This is a genomic window from Pseudomonas sp. ATCC 13867 (genome assembly GCF_000349845.1).
Taxonomy (GTDB): Bacteria; Pseudomonadota; Gammaproteobacteria; order Pseudomonadales; family Pseudomonadaceae; genus Pseudomonas.
In genome coordinates this window covers 1455013-1471292 of record NC_020829.1, presented here as the reverse complement: position 1 = coordinate 1471292, position 16280 = coordinate 1455013, and the positions used below count along the sequence as shown (strand labels likewise).

Here is a 16280-nt window from a genome sequence, read left to right as displayed (position 1 = left end):
GGGTTCAACTGTCCACTTTGAGCACAGCGAGGAAGGCTTCCTGGGGAATCTCCACGCTACCGACCTGCTTCATCCTTTTCTTACCGGCCTTCTGCTTTTCCAGCAGCTTGCGCTTACGGCTCACATCACCACCGTAGCACTTGGCCAGCACGTTCTTCCTGAGCGCCTTGACCGTCGAACGGGCGATGATCTGCCCACCGATGGCCGCTTGAATCGCGACGTCGAACATCTGCCGCGGAATCAGTTCCTTCATCTTCTCCACCAGCTGACGGCCCTTGTAAGGGGCGTTGTCGCGGTGGACGATCAGGGCGAGGGCGTCAACCTTCTCGCCGTTGATCAGCACGTCGAGACGAACCAGGTTGGCCGGCTCGAAGCGATCGAAGCTGTAGTCCAGCGAAGCATAGCCGCGGCTGGTGGACTTCAGGCGATCGAAGAAGTCCAGCACCACTTCGTTCATCGGCAGATCGTAGATCACCTGGACCTGGCCGCTGAGGAAGTGCATGTCGCGTTGTACGCCACGCTTCTCGATGCACAGGGTAATGACGTTGCCCAGGTGCTCCTGAGGCACAAGAATGGTGGCGCGACAGATTGGCTCACGCATCTCGTCGATGGACGAGAGGTCGGGCAGCTTGGACGGGTTGTCGACATAGAGGATGTCGCCGTTCTTCTGCACGATCTCGAAGATCACGGTCGGCGCGGTGGTGATCAGGTCCAGGTCGTATTCGCGCTCCAGGCGCTCCTGGATGATCTCCATGTGCAGCATGCCGAGGAAGCCGATGCGGAAGCCGAAGCCCAGGGCTTCGGAGCTTTCCGGCTCGTACTGCAGCGCGGCGTCGTTCAGGGTCAGCTTCTGCAGGGCTTCGCGGAAGTCCTCGAAGTCATCGGAGCTGACCGGGAAGAGGCCGGCGTAGACCTGCGGCTTGATGCGCTTGAAGCCCGGCAGGACTTCCACGTCCGGGGTGTTGGACAGGGTCAGGGTGTCGCCCACCGGCGCACCGAGGATGTCCTTGATACCGGCGATGATGAAGCCCACTTCGCCGGCCTTGAGGTCCGCAGTCTCGGTGTGCTTCGGGGTGAAGACGCCGACGCTGTCCACCTGGTGGAGCTTGCCGGTGGACTTCACCAGGATCTTGTCGCCTTTCTTGACGCGGCCGTGCTTCACCCGCACCAGCGAGACCACGCCCAGGTAGTTGTCGAACCAGGAGTCGATGATCAGCGCCTGCAGCGGCGCGTCGATCTCGCCTTCCGGAGCGGGAATGGCGCTGACCAGACGCTCCAGCACGTCCTCCACACCCATGCCGCTCTTGGCCGAGCAGGCCACGGCGTCGGTGGCGTCGATGCCGATGATGCTTTCGATCTCGTCCTTCACGCGGTCCGGATCGGCCTGCGGCAGGTCCATCTTGTTCAGGACCGGCATCACTTCCAGGCCCTGCTCGATGGCGGTGTAGCAGTTGGCGACCGACTGCGCTTCCACGCCTTGCCCTGCGTCCACCACCAGCAGCGCGCCCTCGCAGGCGGCCAGCGAACGGCTGACTTCATAGGTGAAGTCGACGTGACCGGGGGTGTCGATGAAGTTCAGCTGGTAGGTCTTGCCGTCCTTCGCCTTGTAGTGAAGGGTGACGCTGTGCGCCTTGATGGTGATGCCGCGCTCGCGTTCCAGGTCCATTGAATCGAGGACCTGGGCCTCCATCTCGCGGTCGGACAGGCCGCCACAGATCTGGATGAAGCGGTCGGCCAGCGTCGACTTGCCATGGTCGATGTGGGCAATGATGGAGAAATTGCGGATATGACTCAGGTCACTCACGGCTGAACACACTCGAAAGGCTGAAGGCGGCAATCCGCCGAAAAATAGCCGGGGAGTTTACCTGACTACGGCACCATGCGCCACGCCGCGCCGGACGGACAGGCATGAAAAAGGGCGGTCGAAACCGCCCTTTTTCAGTACCCGGGCCTTACTCGGCCAGCTTGAAGGTAATGAAGCTCGCACGCCCCTGGCGCAGCACGCGCATGGAGATGGAGCGATCCTTCGGCAGAGACTTGGCGATCTCGGAGAAGCTCTTGGAGGAGTCCACCGCGCGGTTGTTCAGGTGAGTGATCACATCACCCGGGCGCAGGCCGATCATCGCCGCCGGACCACCCTGGACTTCCTTGATCACCACGCCGCCCTTGATGTCCAGCGACTTGCGCTGTTCGGCGGTCAGTTCGGCGACGGTCACGCCCAGGCGGTTGCTGCTGCGCTCGGCGCCCTTGCCTTGGACGGCGGCGACTTCATCGTCTTCGTCCGGCAGGTTGCCGATGGTCATGTTCAGCGTCTTGCGATTGCCGTCACGAATGACCTCCAGAGCCGCCTTGTCGCCCGGCTTCATGTTGCCCACCAGATGCGGCAGGTCAGCCGACTCGTTGATGGCCTGACCATTCAGACTGAGGATCACGTCGCCAACCTGCAGGCCGCCCTTGGCCGCCGGACCGTCTTCGACCAGCTGCGCCACCAGGGCGCCGGACGGTTTGTCCAGCCCGAAGGACTCGGCCAGATCCTTGTTCACTTCCTGGATCACCACGCCCAGCCAGCCGCGGCTGACCTTGCCAGCCTTCTTCAACTGATCGGCGACGTTCATCGCCACGTCGATCGGAATGGCGAAGGACAGGCCCATGAAGCCACCGGAGCGGGTGAAGATCTGCGAGTTGATGCCCACGACCTCACCCTGCAGGTTCAGCAGCGGGCCGCCGGAGTTACCCGGGTTGATCGCCACGTCGGTCTGGATGAACGGCACGTAGTTCTCGTTCGGCAGGCTGCGGCCCTTGGCGCTGACGATACCGGCGGTCACCGAATGGTCGAAGCCGAACGGCGAGCCGATGGCCAGCACCCACTCGCCCACTTTCAGCTTGTCGGAGTCGCCCAGCTTGAGGGTCGGCAGGCCCTTGGCCTCGATCTTCAGCACGGCGACGTCGCTGCGCGGGTCGGCGCCGACCAGCTTGGCCTTGTGCTCGCTGCGGTCGGACAGGCGCACGAGGATCTCGTCGGCGTCGGCCACCACATGGTTGTTGGTCAGGATGTAGCCATCATCGGAGATGATGAAACCCGAACCCAGGGACTGCGCTTCGCGCTGCTGGCCACGGGGCGCCTGGCCACGGGGAATGCTGCGTTCGAAGAACTCGCGCAGGCCCGGCGGCAGGCCGTCCAGATCCGGAATGCCCATCTGGGCATTGGAGCGATCCGGAAGCTTCTGCGTGGTACTGATGTTGACCACCGCCGGTGACGCCTGCTCGACCAGCGGCGTGAAGTCCGGAAGTTCGGCATGCGCGGTGACCGTCAGGCTCAAGGCCAGCAGGGCGACCAGCGCAGCCATGCTGCGTTTCAGGGTTTGCATTGACTACAGCTCCCGTGATGTTGATTGGGAAAGACACTAAACCGGGCCGGACGGCCCACCGACCAGCGCACGCAGCACAACCGGTTGCATCGCCGGATCATTCGAATGGCGTCGCGACAGGCGACGCACGAACAGCCAGGCCAGCAGGAATCCCGCCAGCCCGGCCGCCACGACCAGAGGTTCGCCCAAACCGATCCGCGACGCCAGTAGCGCCAGTGCGAAAAGTCCAAGCAGAGGGGAAAGATAGAAGAGCAGAGCACTCTTCAGGAGAAAGTCCTCGCCCACGCCCAACACGACTTCGTCGCCAGGCACCAGCGGCAGCGAGGACAGGGCGCGCACGCGGCCACGCCCGTTACCGACGCCCAGCCGCTCCAGGAAACCCTGTCCGCAGCCGGCGTTCATCGAACATCCCGAGCAGGTGGAGCGGCGCAGCGTTTCGACCCAGACCGCTCCGGACTCGACCGCTATCACCCTCCCCCGCTCTTCGATCACTCTGGCCGGGCTCCCGATGGCCGCATCGATAGCGCCACCCGCTCAGCCGTACCGCTGGGTATCTCGCCGACCACGGTCACCATCGTGCCGCCATCGTCACTGGCGAACCGCCGGGACACGACCGTCGTCGGGCCCAACTGGGTACGCGCATCGTCAACCTTGGCGCCGTGCAGTGGTTCGAGGAATACCGAGAAGCGCGCCAGGCCATCCCCGTACGCCAGGCAGAGCACCTGGTCGTTCGACACCGGACTGCGCTGCTGCAGGGTACTGTTGAGGATGAACCCCGGAGGAACCCACTCCGAATGCCAGCCGGTTTTCACGCTGGTGCCCTTGAGTTCCTTGACCGGCTGGCAGGCCGATGTCGGCTGCAGCTCGGCATCGTCCGGCTGCGTCAGTTCGATACGGGTGAACTGCAACCGCTCGATGATCTGGCCCTTGTCGTTGAGCAGCAGGGACTTGAGCGGCAGGCCGGTTTCCTTGTCCACGTGAAGCTCGAAGCCGTAGCGATGCTGGTCACGCGGCAGCACCGCCAGCACCACGGCCGGGCGGTCGGCGATTCGCGACTCGCCGGCCACGCGAATGTCGTACCACGACGACAGCTCCTGCGGGTTCAGCTTGTGCGCGGGCCAGAGCTGCCCCGCCACCACCTGGCTGGCCATGCCGCCACCCACGCATTGCGTGGCGCCATCGACCCGCAGGACTTCCTGCCGCGGCCCATCGGCCTGCACCAGGCGCTCGCGCACCGAACCATCGGCATCGACCCGATGCCAGACATCGTGCGTCGAGAAGGTGCCGCTACGCTCGTAGACGAAAGTACCCTGGAAATTCTGTTGCTGATCCGCCTCGGAGAGGCGCTTGATCCAGTCCAGCGCATCGGCGGCCTGCACCGGCAATGCCAGCAGACCGCCAAGGATGAACAGCAGTGCTGTAGTCGCGCGCATGACGCTCCTTAAGGTCGCAAAATCAGCGGCTTTCCAGGCTCGCGGCGCGTGCGTAAGGCAGAGCACTGTCCGTGCCGCTTACGGCGGACTGTTGCGCATGCTGGCGCAGATAACCCGGAAGACGTTGCTCATGCCAGGTGGTCTGCCCGCCCTGGGCATTGGTGATCACCTGCGGCGCCTCGTCCTGAGTGTAGCCTGCCAGCACCGCCGGCCCCTGCACTTGCGGCAGAGCGATCTGCGGAGTGGCGCCTTGCTGGGCCAGACCGTTGGCGACGCTGTCGTCCTGATGGTACAGACGCACACCGGCCAGCACGGCCAGGGTCACCGAAGCCGCTACCGCCAGACGGCCGATATTGCGCCACGGACTGCGCTCGCGCGGTGCCGGCGCGGCCTCATCGACCAGGGCTGCGGACACGGCGGCGGCGAGATCCAGCTTTGGCATCGCCGGCTCCCGGTGCATCACCGCACGGGCCAGTTGATAACGGGACCAGGTGGCCCGCAATTCGGCGTCCTCGCCGCAGGCTGCAAGCACTCGCCGCAGCTCAAGCTCATCCGCTTCGTTATCCATGACAGCGGACAGCGACTCCTGCAGGGCTTCACGACTCATAGCGGTACCTCTCTTGGCTGTTGCCGCTGTATCAAACTTCTTCATGCAACAAAGGCTGCAAAGCTTTGTCGATCGCTTCCCGCGCACGGAAGATCCGTGAGCGGACCGTTCCCACCGGACACTGCATCACGGTGGCGATATCTTCGTAACTCAGGCCTTCGAACTCACGCAGGGTCAATGCCGTGCGCAAATCCTCGGGCAGCTGCTGGATGGTGCGATGGACGGTTTCCTCGATCTCATCTCGCAGCATGGCTCTTTCCGGCGATTCGATGTCCTTCAGGGCATGGTCGCCCTCGAAGAACTCCGCGTCTTCCGCCGTGACATCGCTGTCAGGCGGACGCCGACCGCGCGCCACCAGATGGTTCTTCGCGGTGTTGATGGCGATCCGGTACAGCCAGGTATAAAAGGCACTGTCGCCGCGGAAGTTACCCAAGGCGCGATACGCCTTGATGAACGCTTCCTGCGCGACATCCTGAGCTTCCTGGGCGTCATGCACGAACCGCACGATCAGCCCGAGGATCTTATGCTGGTACTTCAGTACCAACAAATCGAATGCCCGCTTGTCTCCGCGCTGTACCCGTTCAACCAGTTGCTGATCCTGTTCCTGGGTTAGCATGAATGCTCCTCTACGAACCTGGAGGAGCTTCGAGCACCCTGGTGAATCGTCCTGCCAAGATAGACTCGGGACTTCTGCAAAAGTTCTCCCCTCCAAGCATGCGCCGCACAGTTTTTTCACATCGGCGGCAACCGGACCCAGACATGCGTCCGAAGCCCGTTGAATTCAACTGTATCGGGCGAAACACCCGCGCCTTCTCCGCGCAGTCCAAGCCTGCGCGAAAGCGACTTAAGGTATTCCGTGTTGGAACCGGAACGACTAAAAAAGTTCCGGCGATTTGCCACGATCCACCATCTGCGACGCAACGCCAGCGCGCGGCCTTCCACGGCATGAGCGGGAATCCGGGGGAGTCCGCCCTGCGGCTGCCGTATGTTGCAGGCGCCTTCGGTGTCATCGGTTCGCCAGTATTGTGCCGTGGCGCCCTTCTATATACTAGGGCGCCTTTTTGGTGGAGCCGGATATGAGTCAGCACTTCCAGCATGATGTATTGGTGATCGGCAGCGGGGCCGCCGGCCTGACGCTCGCCCTGACTCTGCCCGCGCACCTGCGCATTGCCGTCCTGAGCAAGGGCGAACTGTCCCAGGGCTCGACCTTCTGGGCCCAGGGCGGGGTCGCCGCCGTACTCGACGACACCGATACCGTCGAGTCCCACGTCGAGGACACCCTGGTCTCCGGCGCCGGCCTGTGCCGCGAAGACGCCGTGAAGTTCACCGTCGAGCATAGCCGCGAAGCCATCCAGTGGCTGATCGAACAGGGCGTGCCTTTCACCCGCGACCACGAGCCGGGGCGCGAGGACGGCGGTTTCGAATTCCACCTGACCCGCGAGGGCGGCCACAGCCACCGCCGCATCATCCACGCCGCCGATGCCACCGGCGCCGCCATTTTCAACACCCTGCTGGAGCAGGCGCGCCTGCGGCCGAACATCGAACTGCTGTCGCAGCGGGTTGCGGTCGACCTGATCACCGAGCGCAAGCTCGGCCTGAAGAGCCAACGCTGCCTGGGCGCCTACGTGCTGGACCGCAGCACCGGCGAAGTCGACACTTTCGGCGCGCGCTTCACCGTGCTCGCCTCCGGCGGCGCCAGCAAGGTCTACCTCTATACCAGCAACCCGGACGGCAACTCCGGCGACGGTATCGCGATGGCCTGGCGCGCCGGCTGCCGGGTCGGCAACCTGGAGTTCAACCAGTTCCACCCGACCTGCCTGTACCACCCGCAGGCCAAGAGTTTCCTGATCACCGAAGCCCTGCGCGGCGAAGGCGGCCTGCTGCGCCTGCCCAATGGCGAGCGCTTCATGCAGCGCTTCCATGCGCTCGCGGAACTCGCACCGCGCGATGTCGTGGCCCGCGCCATCGACCATGAGATGAAGCGCCTGGGTATCGACTACGTCTACCTGGACATCAGCCACAAGCCCGCCGAGTTCATCCGCGAGCACTTCCCCACGGTCTACGAGCGCTGCCTGGACTTCGGCATCGACATCACCCGCGAGCCGATCCCGGTGGTGCCCGCGGCCCACTATACCTGTGGCGGCGTACTGGTCGACCAGCACGGCCATACCGACGTGCCGAACCTCTACGCCATCGGCGAAACCACCTTCACCGGCCTGCACGGCGCCAACCGCATGGCAAGCAACTCCCTGCTGGAGTGCTTCGTCTACGCCCGTTCGGCGGCGGCCGACATCATCGGCAAGCTCGAACGCGCGCCCGTTCCCGCGGGCCTGCCCGGCTGGGACGCCAGCCAGGTGACCGACTCGGACGAAGACGTGATCATCGCGCACAACTGGGATGAACTGCGGCGCTTCATGTGGGACTACGTCGGCATCGTCCGCACCAACAAGCGCCTGGCTCGCGCCCAGCACCGCGTGCGCCTGCTGCTGGACGAGATCGACGAGTTCTACTCGAACTACAAGGTCAGCCGCGACCTGATCGAGCTGCGCAACCTGGCCCAGGTGGCCGAGCTGATCATCAACTCCGCCATGCAGCGCCGCGAAAGCCGCGGCCTGCACTACACCCTCGATTATCCCGACCTGCTGCCCGAAGCCCGCGACACTATCCTGGCGCCGCCCACCTATTGCGGCTGAAGCGCAGCCTGACCCGCAGGCGCCGGTGAATGTCCGGCGCCAGGGCGTCGGCCGGCACGCAGACGCTGCGAGTCAGCCACTGGCCGGGACGGCGGAAACGCAGCACGATCAACGCCGGCAGCGCCAGGCTGTCCGGCATCAGTTGCACCGGCTGGAATCCTTCCCGCTCACTCCACACCCGCCAACCCTCGGCGTCATGGCGCAGCGCGCGCACCGAAGCCGGTCCGCGCAATAGAATCCGCGCCGGCACCACCCAGCACGCGTGCAGCAGGCAAAGGCTCAGGCCGAGCGACGTCCAGTGGAGGGGAATGTCGGCGAGCAGCAACGCCAGGATGGCGAGCGCCTGCGCGCCGAGATAGGCCGCCAGCAACCCGATGGACGGTCGCCAGCGGCATTCGAAGGGGTCACTTCGGCTGGACACGGTCCAGGATCATGCGAACGATGATGCGCAGGTCGGCATCTTCCGGCTCGCCACGCTGCATGAACCAGCCGAACATGTCCTGGTCCTCGCACTCCAGCAGCTTGCGGAAGCGCGCCTGGTCATCCGCCGGCAGGCCGGGGTAGACCTCCTGGACGAAAGGCACCAGCAGCACGTCCAGCTCCAGCATGCCGCGGCGGCTATGCCAGAAAAGGCGTTTGAGTTCGATTTCGTCGGTCATCTGCAGGTACCTCGAATAACGGCGGGCAAATACATCGGATCGCTCGCGCGGTCGATGGCCGGCGCGAGCCGAGCGGCATTATACGCATTCGGCCCGGCTCCCGGCACCCGCTGACAAGGCTCGGTCCGGGCTCTATCATGAGGCCCCTAACTTTCTTCCAGCGAATCGTGATGGCCGCCTCCGCTTTCTTCACCGCTCTCGATCACGAAGGGATCCTCGCCGTACGCGGCGCGGATGCCGCCAAATTCCTCCAGGGCCAGTTGACCTGCAACCTCAGCTACCTGGACGCCGAAACCTCCAGCCTCGGGGCGCGCTGTACCCCCAAGGGGCGCATGACGTCCAGCTTCCGCATCGTCGCCGACGCTGACGGTTACCTGCTGGCGATGGCCGCCGACCTGCTCGACAGCCAACTGACCGATCTCAAGAAGTACGCCGTGTTCTCCAAGGCCAGCCTGTCGGACGACAGCGCCCAGTGGGTGCGCTTCGGCCTGAGCGGCGCCGATGCCCTGCTCGCCGGACTGGGCCTGACGCTCGAAGGCCAGGCCGACCGGGTGGCGCGCCACGACGGTCTGATCGCCATCGCCCTCGGCCACGGCCGCGTCGAACTCTGGGTGCCGGCACAACGGGCCGCCGAGCTGCGCGAACGCCTGGACGCGCAACTGGCGCATGGCAGCCTCAACGACTGGCTGCTCGGCCAGGTCCGCGCCGGCGTCGGCCAGGTATTCGGCGCCACCCGCGAGCTGTTCATCCCGCAGATGATCAACCTGCAGGCCGTCGGCGGCGTGAGCTTCAAGAAGGGCTGCTACACCGGCCAGGAAATCGTCGCGCGCATGCAGTACCTCGGCCGCCTCAAGCGCCGCCTGCACCGTCTCGCGCTCGACGGCGCCGAGCTGCCGGAGCCGGGCCGCGAACTGTTCTCGCCGGTGCATTCCACCAGTGTCGGCGAAGTGGTGCTGGCCGCCCAAGCGGCGGACGGTGTGGAGCTGCTGGCCGTGCTACAGGACGACGCCGCCACTGACGGCCGCGTGCGCCTGGGCGAGGCCGATGGCTCGCCGTTGCACCTGCTGGACCTGCCCTACGTCCTGGACAGCGACCGCGAGATTCAGCGCTGAATACCCGCCGGGCGGGGAGCCCGGCGCTCCTCCCTCACGGATGCGGCGTTTCCGTCGCCAGGACGGTCCCCATCCGGCACGGGGCAAGGCATGAAGCTGGCGATTTGGTGATCCAAATAACCGACGCGCCACGCAGCGCCGTGCACAATGCGGCCCGTGCCTACGGGTTGCTCGGCAACACGACTCAACACGAAGCGACATCAGACTCAACCAGGAAGTGCCATGAGCAAGCTTGCCGACAAAGTACAACAGGAACTGCTGCGGGCCATCGAGAACGATGAGCTGGTGCTGCCGACGCTGCCGGAAGTCGCCCTGCGCGTGCGCGAGGCGGCGGAAGACCCGGACATCAGCATCCAGGCCCTGAGCAAGGTGATCGGCAACGACGCCGCGCTGACCGCGCGCATCATCAAGGTGGTGAACAGCCCCCTGCTGCGCACCAACAAGGAAATCACCGACCTGCAGATGGCGATCAGCCGCCTGGGGATCAACTACACCTGCAACCTGGCCACCGGTCTTGCGATGGAACAGATGTTCCAGGCCACCTCCGACGTGGTCGACCGCAAGATGCGCGAGGTCTGGAACAAGAGCACCGAGATCGCCGGCATCTGCCATGCGCTGTGCCGCCACTACACCCGCCTGATGCCGGACCAGGCCACCCTCGCCGGCCTGGTGCACCAGATCGGCGTGCTGCCGATCCTCACCTACGCCGAGGAGCACAGCGAGCTGCTGGCCGACTCGATCAGCCTCAACCATGTGATCGAGCGCATCCACCCGATCGTCGGCGAGCGCATCCTCAAGGCCTGGGAATTCCCGACGCCGATCGCCGCCGTACCGGGCCAGCACCTGGACTTCGCGCGCGACTCGGCCAAGGTCGACTACGTGGACATCGTCCAGGTCGCCACCCTGCAGAGCTACCTGGGCAGCCAGCACCCGTACACCGAACTGGACTGGAGCCGCATTCCGGCCTTCGCCAAGCTCGGCCTGGACCCCAGGGCCAACCTCAAGGAAGACGAAGACCTCTCGGCGGCGATGGAAGCCGCGATGAGCATGCTGCAGTAACGGGAAATCTCCGCGAGACTCTTGCTCTTCGCAGGGGCGAGCTTGCTCGCGAACCAAGGTTTCCTGCGACTCCGCTGTCAGGCGGGTTCGCGAGCAAGCTCGCTCCTACAGGGGCCGGACCTGCCTGAGACTTCGCAGCGTCAGCTCTCGTAGAAGTGGATCTTGTCCACGAAATCAATCCCCCCCAAAACCCGCCCTTACCGGCGGGTTTCGCGTTTCTGGCTCAAAGGTTTTCCACCGGGAAGCTCACCCGCACCAGCAATCCACCCAACGCCCCCTGCGCCAGCTCGATCCGTGCCCGGTGCGCGCTGCAGATCTCGCCGACGATGGCCAACCCCAGGCCGGTACCCTGCCGGCGGCGGCGGTAGAAGCGGCGGAACACCTTGTCGCGTTCCTCCGGAGGAATCCCCGGACCGTCGTCCTCCACTTCCAGCCCCGCTGGCGACAGCACACGGATGATCACATTGCCGTCCGCCGGGGCGTGGGCGATGGCGTTATCCACCAGGTTGCTGAGCAGTTCGTTGAGCAGGGTCGGATCCCCCTTCACCCACACCGGATCGTCCGCCTCCAGCGCCAGCGCAACGCCACGCGCATAGGCCAGCGGCGCCAGCGCCAGGCCCAGCTCCCGCGCCAGTTGGCCGAGATCGATGTCCTCCCCCGCCCCTTCGGCGATGGCGCGCGCGCCACTTTCGACGCGCGCCAGGGACAGCAACTGGTTCGCCAGCCCAGTCACCCGGTCGGTGTTCTGCACGGCCTCCACCAGGGTGGCGCGCCATTGCTCAGGGTCCTGCTCACGCAGGCCCAGTTCCAGCCGTGCCTTGAGCGCCGCCAATGGCGTGCGCAGCTCATGGGAGGCCTCGGCGATGAACTGCGACTGCCGGTCGAACAGCTCGCGCAGGCGCACGGTGAAATGGTTGAGCGCCGCCACCAGCGGACGCAACTCACGCTGTACCCGCACTTCCGGCAACGGCCGCAGATCGTCCGGCTGGCGCTCCTCCACCGCCGCGCGCAGGCGATCCAGAGGGCGCAGCCCGGCGCTCACGGCGTACCAGACCATCAGCAGCGCGGCGATGGCCGACAGCGCCAGGTTCAGCAACGTATCGCCGAGCAGGTTGCGCGCCAGTCGCTCGCGGGCGCCCAGGGTTTCCGCCACGCGGATTTCCGCCATGCCGCTGACCGTCGGCTGGCTGACCGGTTGCAGCAGGCTCACCACCCGCACGCCCTGGCCCTGGTACTGGGCGTCGTAGAACTTGGCCAGCGCCGGATAATCGTCGGTGCGCGGCGTACCGTGGGGCGCCGCCGGCAGGCTCTCGTAGCCGGAAACCATCCGCCCCTGGGGGTCGATCACCTGGTAGAAGATGCGCCCGGCGCTGTCGTACTCGAAGCTGTCCAACGCCACGTAGGGCACGTTGGCGCGCAAGGTGCCATCGCTGGCGTAGAGGCCGTCGGCGATGTCCCGCGCGGAGGCCAGCAGGGTGCGGTCATAGGCGATGTCAGCGGCATGGCGCGCGCGCCAGTAGGTCACCGCGCTGCCGATCAGCAGCAGTACCAGCAGCATTCCGCCCAGCCGCCAGAGCAGCCGTCCGCGCAGGCTGCCCACGCCGAGGAAACCCCAGCGGCGCTCAGCCATCCCGGGCCTCGAGCAGATAGCCCAGGCCGCGGAAGGTGACGATGCGCACCGAACTGCCTTCAAGCTTCTTGCGCAGGCGGTGCACGTAGATTTCGATGGCATCGGCGCTGGCGTCCTGGTCCAGGCCGAACACCTGGGCGGCCAGTTGCTCCTTGCTCATCACCCGTCCAGGCCGGGCGATCAGCGCCTCCAGCACCGCCTGCTCGCGGGAGGTCAGGTTCATCGCCTGTTCGGCCAGGGTGAAGCGCCGCGCGCCGAGGTCGTAGACCAGCTCGCCGCAACGCTGCTGCTGTTCGCCGCCGAGCACGCTACGCCGCAGCAGGGCCTTCACCCGCGCTTCCAGCTCCGTCAGTTCGAAAGGCTTGGCCAGGTAATCGTCGGCACCCAGGTTCAGCCCGTGCACGCGGTCGCGCACTTCGCCGCGCGCGGTGAGCATCAGCACCGGCAGGGTCTTGCCGCGCTCGCGCAGGCGCGCCAGTACCTGGAAGCCGTCCAGGCGCGGCAGGCCGACGTCGAGGATCGCCAGGGCGTAGTCCTCGCTGGCCAGGGCCAGGTCCGCGGCCACGCCGTCCTGCAGCAGATCCACGGTCCAGCCGGCGCCCTTGAGCGCCTGGGCGACGCTTTCACCAAGCTGCGGATGGTCTTCGACCAGAAGGATTCGCACGCGGATTCACTCCTACGACGACAGGTTCGGGCCGGCAGTTTACCCATCCACGCGCCGCTGTGAATGGGGGAAATTCGCTGAAAACACTATGAAAGGCGACTGAAAGCCTGGTGAAAGCTTAGCCCGTTAGCATCGCCCCCAAGCGGCGAAGACTGCTCAGAGCGAAAGGCGGCGTGGTGCCCTTTCGTGACAACAACAAAAACCGGAGACCACAGATGACCACTGCCCAGCCCCTGGCTGCACTGGCTGTCCGCAAGACCTTCCCTGCCAGCCTGTCCCCTGCCCGCGCGAGCGCCCTGATGGCTTTCGCCGGCTTCGCCCCACTGTGCGACGCCGCCGGGTTCTTCGAAGACAGCAGCGCCAAACTCAGCACCCAGAATATCTACTTCAACCGCGACTTCCGCGACGGCAGCGGCCAGTCCAAGCGCGAAGAATGGGCGCAGGGTTTCATCCTCGACTTCCAGTCCGGCTACACCCCCGGCACCGTCGGCGTCGGCCTGGACGCAATGGGCATGCTCGGCCTGAAGCTCGACTCCAGCCCGGACCGCACCGGCACCGGCCTGCTGCCGACCCACGACGACGGCCGCGCCGCCGACGAGTACAGCAAGCTGGGCCTCGCCGCAAAGTTCAAGGTCTCAGAGACGGAGCTGAAGATCGGCAGCCTGATCCCCGACCTGCCGACCCTGCAGCCCAACGACAGCCGCCTGTTCCCGCAGACCTTCGAAGGCGGCCTGCTCAACTCCACCGACCTGCCCCGCCTGGACTTCACCGGCGGCCGCCTGGAAAAGGCCAAGGACCGCGATTCCACCGACTTCCAGGACCTCGCGCTGAACAACAAGAACCGCCGCTTCTCCGGCGGCAGCGCCGCAGGCGATCACTACGACCTCGCTGGCGGCGACTACAAGTTCACCGACAACCTCACCGGCCGCTACCACTACGCCGCCCTGGACGACGTCTACCGCCAGCACTTCGTCGGCATGCTCGCCAGCTACCCGCTGGGCCCCGGCAAATTCAGCGCCGACCTACGCGTGGCGATCAGCGACGACGAGGGCGCGGCCCGTGGCGGCAAGATCGACAACCGCGCCTTCAACGGCATGCTGGCCTACGCCCTGGGCGCCAACAAGTTCAGCCTCGGCTGGCAGCAGATGAACGGCGACACCGCCTTCCCCTACATCGATGGCAGCAACCCCTACCTGGTGAACTTCGTGCAGGTCGGCGACTTCGCCGACGCCGAGGAACGCTCCTGGCAACTGCGCCACGACTTCGACTTCGCCGGCCTCGGCCTTCCCGGCCTGACCCTGATGAACCGCTACATCAGCGGCGACGATGCCAAAATCAACGGCATGGACGGTCACGGCAAGGAATGGGAGCGCGACACCGACATCAAGTACACGATCCAGAGCGGCCCGCTGAAGGATGTCGCGGTGCGCGTACGCAACGCCACCTACCGTTCGAGCTTCGCCCGCGATGCCGACGAAACCCGCGTCTACCTCAGCTACTCCCTGGCGATCTGGTAAACCGACAACAACAAGAGAGGAATTGCCCATGTCCACCGTTCTGCGCAACCTGACCCTGGCCGGTGCCACCCTGTTGTTCGCCGGTAGCCTGATCGCCGAGCCCAAGCGCCCGGAATGCATCGCCCCGGCCTCCCCCGGCGGCGGCTTCGACCTCACCTGCAAGCTGGCGCAGAGCGCCCTGGTCGACGAGAAGCTGCTGTCCAAGCCGATGCGCGTCACCTACATGCCCGGCGGCGTTGGCGCCGTGGCCTACAACGCGGTGGTCGCCCAGCGCCCCGCCGACGGCAACACCATCACCGCCTTCTCCAGCGGCTCCTTGCTGAACCTGGCCCAGGGCAAGTTCGGCCGCTTCGACGAAAGCGCGGTGAAATGGCTCGCCGCGGTGGGCACCAGCTACGGCGCCATCGCCGTGCCGGCGGACTCGCCATACAAGAACCTCGGCGACCTGGTCGCCGCGCTCAAGGCCGACCCGAGCAAGGTGGTGATCGGCTCCGGCGGCACCGTCGGCAGCCAGGACTGGATGCAGACCGCGCTGATCGCCAAGGCCGCCGGCATCGATCCGAAGCAACTGCGCTACGTCGCCCTGGAAGGCGGCGGCGAGATCGCCACGGCGCTGCTGGGCGGGCACATCCAGGTCGGCAGTACCGACATCTCCGACTCCATGCCGCACATCCGCGCCGGCAAGATGCGTCTCTTGGCGGTGTTCGCCGAGGAGCGCCTGAAGGATGAAGGCATGACCGACATCCCCACCGCCAAGGAGCAGGGCTACGACATCATCTGGCCGGTGGTGCGCGGCTTCTACCTCGGGCCGAAGGTCAGCGACGAGGACTACGCCTTCTGGAAGGCCGCGTTCGACAAGCTGCTGGCCTCGGAGGACTTCAAGAAGCTGCGCGACCAGCGCGAACTCTTCCCCTTCGCCATGACCGGCCCCGAGCTGGACGCCTACGTGAAACAGCAGGTCGCCCAGTACAAACAGCTCGCCCGCGAGTTCGGCCTCATCCAGTAACGCCCCGTACTGTGTCGTCGGCTCCCTGGAGCCGGCGACACAAGGAGTCTCCCCATGTCGCAACCCAGCCTCTTCCAGCGGCTGTTCGCCGGCGCCTGGCTGCTCGCCTGCGTCGCCTTAGCCCTGGTCGCCTGGAACTACCAGGCGCCGTTCTCCTACGAGCCGGTCGGCCCGCGCGCCTACCCGCTGCTCTGCCTGGGCCTGATGGCCGCCGGCCTCGCCTGGCTGATCGCCCGCCCCACGCCGATCAAGCGCGAGGAAGACGAACCCGCGCTGGAAGGTGCGTTGCTGGCCAAGGTCGTGCTCTGCATCGCCCTGCTGGCGGTCTACGCCGGCCTGTTCGAACCGCTGGGCTTCATTCCCGCCAGCGCGCTGGTCGGCACCTTCATCGCACTGATCTACGGCGGCCGCCCGATGGCCAGCGTGATCACCGCCACGCTGCTCGCCATCGGCCTGTACGCGCTGTTCGACCGCACCCTGGACGTCCCGCTGCCGCTGGGCATCCTCGAACCCCTGCTCTGAGGACATCGCA

At 65.8% G+C, this 16280-nt stretch carries 16 protein-coding genes; 6 read left to right on the top strand and 10 right to left on the bottom strand.

Annotated elements, in window-relative coordinates; all coding sequences use genetic code 11:
* Positions 1-4: 4 nt before the first annotated feature.
* The 6 genes from lepA to rpoE form a co-directional block, all read right to left on the bottom strand.
* Positions 5-1804 (bottom strand): translation elongation factor 4, encoded by a 1800-nt coding sequence (gene lepA / locus H681_RS06720; RefSeq protein ID WP_015476091.1) that lies wholly within the window; start codon positions 1802-1804, stop codon positions 5-7.
* A 148-nt stretch (positions 1805-1952) separates the two neighbouring features.
* The gene (locus H681_RS06715) at positions 1953-3368 is read right to left on the bottom strand and encodes a DegQ family serine endoprotease (protein WP_015476090.1); all 1416 of its coding nucleotides are present in this window, start codon (positions 3366-3368) and stop codon (positions 1953-1955) included.
* Between the two features lie 36 nt (positions 3369-3404).
* Positions 3405-3860, bottom strand: coding sequence for a SoxR reducing system RseC family protein (locus H681_RS06710; RefSeq protein ID WP_041711789.1), 456 nt, complete (start codon positions 3858-3860; stop codon positions 3405-3407).
* The gene (locus H681_RS06705; protein ID WP_015476088.1) at positions 3857-4801 is read right to left on the bottom strand and encodes a MucB/RseB C-terminal domain-containing protein; all 945 of its coding nucleotides are present in this window, start codon (positions 4799-4801) and stop codon (positions 3857-3859) included. The genes H681_RS06710 and H681_RS06705 overlap by 4 nt, the downstream gene beginning before the upstream one ends.
* A gap of 22 nt (positions 4802-4823) precedes the next feature.
* Positions 4824-5408 carry a sigma-E factor negative regulatory protein gene (locus tag H681_RS06700; protein ID WP_015476087.1) on the bottom strand — a complete coding sequence of 195 codons (585 nt, stop codon included), beginning with the start codon at positions 5406-5408 and terminating at the stop codon, positions 4824-4826.
* Positions 5409-5439: 31 nt separating this feature from the next.
* Positions 5440-6024: an RNA polymerase sigma factor RpoE gene (rpoE, locus tag H681_RS06695; RefSeq protein WP_015476086.1), complete on the bottom strand. Its 585-nt coding sequence runs from the start codon at positions 6022-6024 to the stop codon at positions 5440-5442.
* Between the two features lie 460 nt (positions 6025-6484).
* Between rpoE and nadB the strand changes: the two genes are divergently transcribed.
* On the top strand, positions 6485-8101 hold the full coding sequence (gene nadB / locus H681_RS06690; RefSeq protein ID WP_015476085.1) for an L-aspartate oxidase: 1617 nt from the start codon (positions 6485-6487) through the stop codon (positions 8099-8101).
* Here nadB and H681_RS06685 read toward each other — a convergent pair.
* Positions 8070-8522 (bottom strand): protein YgfX, encoded by a 453-nt coding sequence (locus H681_RS06685; RefSeq protein ID WP_041711787.1) that lies wholly within the window; start codon positions 8520-8522, stop codon positions 8070-8072. The genes nadB and H681_RS06685 overlap by 32 nt on opposite strands.
* The gene (locus tag H681_RS06680; RefSeq protein WP_015476083.1) at positions 8506-8760 is read right to left on the bottom strand and encodes an FAD assembly factor SdhE; all 255 of its coding nucleotides are present in this window, start codon (positions 8758-8760) and stop codon (positions 8506-8508) included. Before H681_RS06680 ends, H681_RS06685 begins: the two co-directional genes overlap by 17 nt.
* A 170-nt stretch (positions 8761-8930) precedes the next feature.
* Here H681_RS06680 and ygfZ point away from each other — a divergent pair, with 170 nt between their 5' ends.
* Both ygfZ and H681_RS06670 read left to right on the top strand, forming a co-directional pair.
* Positions 8931-9872 carry a CAF17-like 4Fe-4S cluster assembly/insertion protein YgfZ gene (gene ygfZ, locus H681_RS06675; RefSeq protein WP_015476082.1) on the top strand — a complete coding sequence of 314 codons (942 nt, stop codon included), beginning with the start codon at positions 8931-8933 and terminating at the stop codon, positions 9870-9872.
* Between the two features lie 222 nt (positions 9873-10094).
* Positions 10095-10931, top strand: a complete 837-nt coding sequence (locus H681_RS06670) for an HDOD domain-containing protein (RefSeq protein WP_015476081.1) — start codon at positions 10095-10097, stop codon at positions 10929-10931.
* 223 nt (positions 10932-11154) lie between these two features.
* Here H681_RS06670 and H681_RS06665 read toward each other — a convergent pair whose 3' ends face one another.
* Positions 11155-12561, bottom strand: coding sequence for a sensor histidine kinase (locus H681_RS06665; RefSeq protein ID WP_015476080.1), 1407 nt, complete (start codon positions 12559-12561; stop codon positions 11155-11157).
* Entirely contained in the window at positions 12554-13225 is a 672-nt protein-coding gene (locus H681_RS06660) for a response regulator (protein ID WP_015476079.1), read from the bottom strand. The genes H681_RS06665 and H681_RS06660 overlap by 8 nt, the downstream gene beginning before the upstream one ends.
* Before the next feature lie 215 nt (positions 13226-13440).
* On the opposite strand from H681_RS06660, the gene H681_RS06655 reads away from it, so the two are divergent.
* The 3 genes from H681_RS06655 to H681_RS06645 are packed head-to-tail and all read left to right on the top strand — an operon-like array spanning position 13441 to position 16270.
* Positions 13441-14742, top strand: coding sequence for an OprD family porin (locus H681_RS06655; RefSeq protein ID WP_015476078.1), 1302 nt, complete (start codon positions 13441-13443; stop codon positions 14740-14742).
* A gap of 28 nt (positions 14743-14770) precedes the next feature.
* Entirely contained in the window at positions 14771-15748 is a 978-nt protein-coding gene (locus H681_RS06650) for a Bug family tripartite tricarboxylate transporter substrate binding protein (RefSeq protein WP_015476077.1), read from the top strand.
* A gap of 54 nt (positions 15749-15802) precedes the next feature.
* Positions 15803-16270 carry a tripartite tricarboxylate transporter TctB family protein gene (locus tag H681_RS06645; protein ID WP_015476076.1) on the top strand — a complete coding sequence of 156 codons (468 nt, stop codon included), beginning with the start codon at positions 15803-15805 and terminating at the stop codon, positions 16268-16270.
* Positions 16271-16280: the final 10 nt, after the last annotated feature.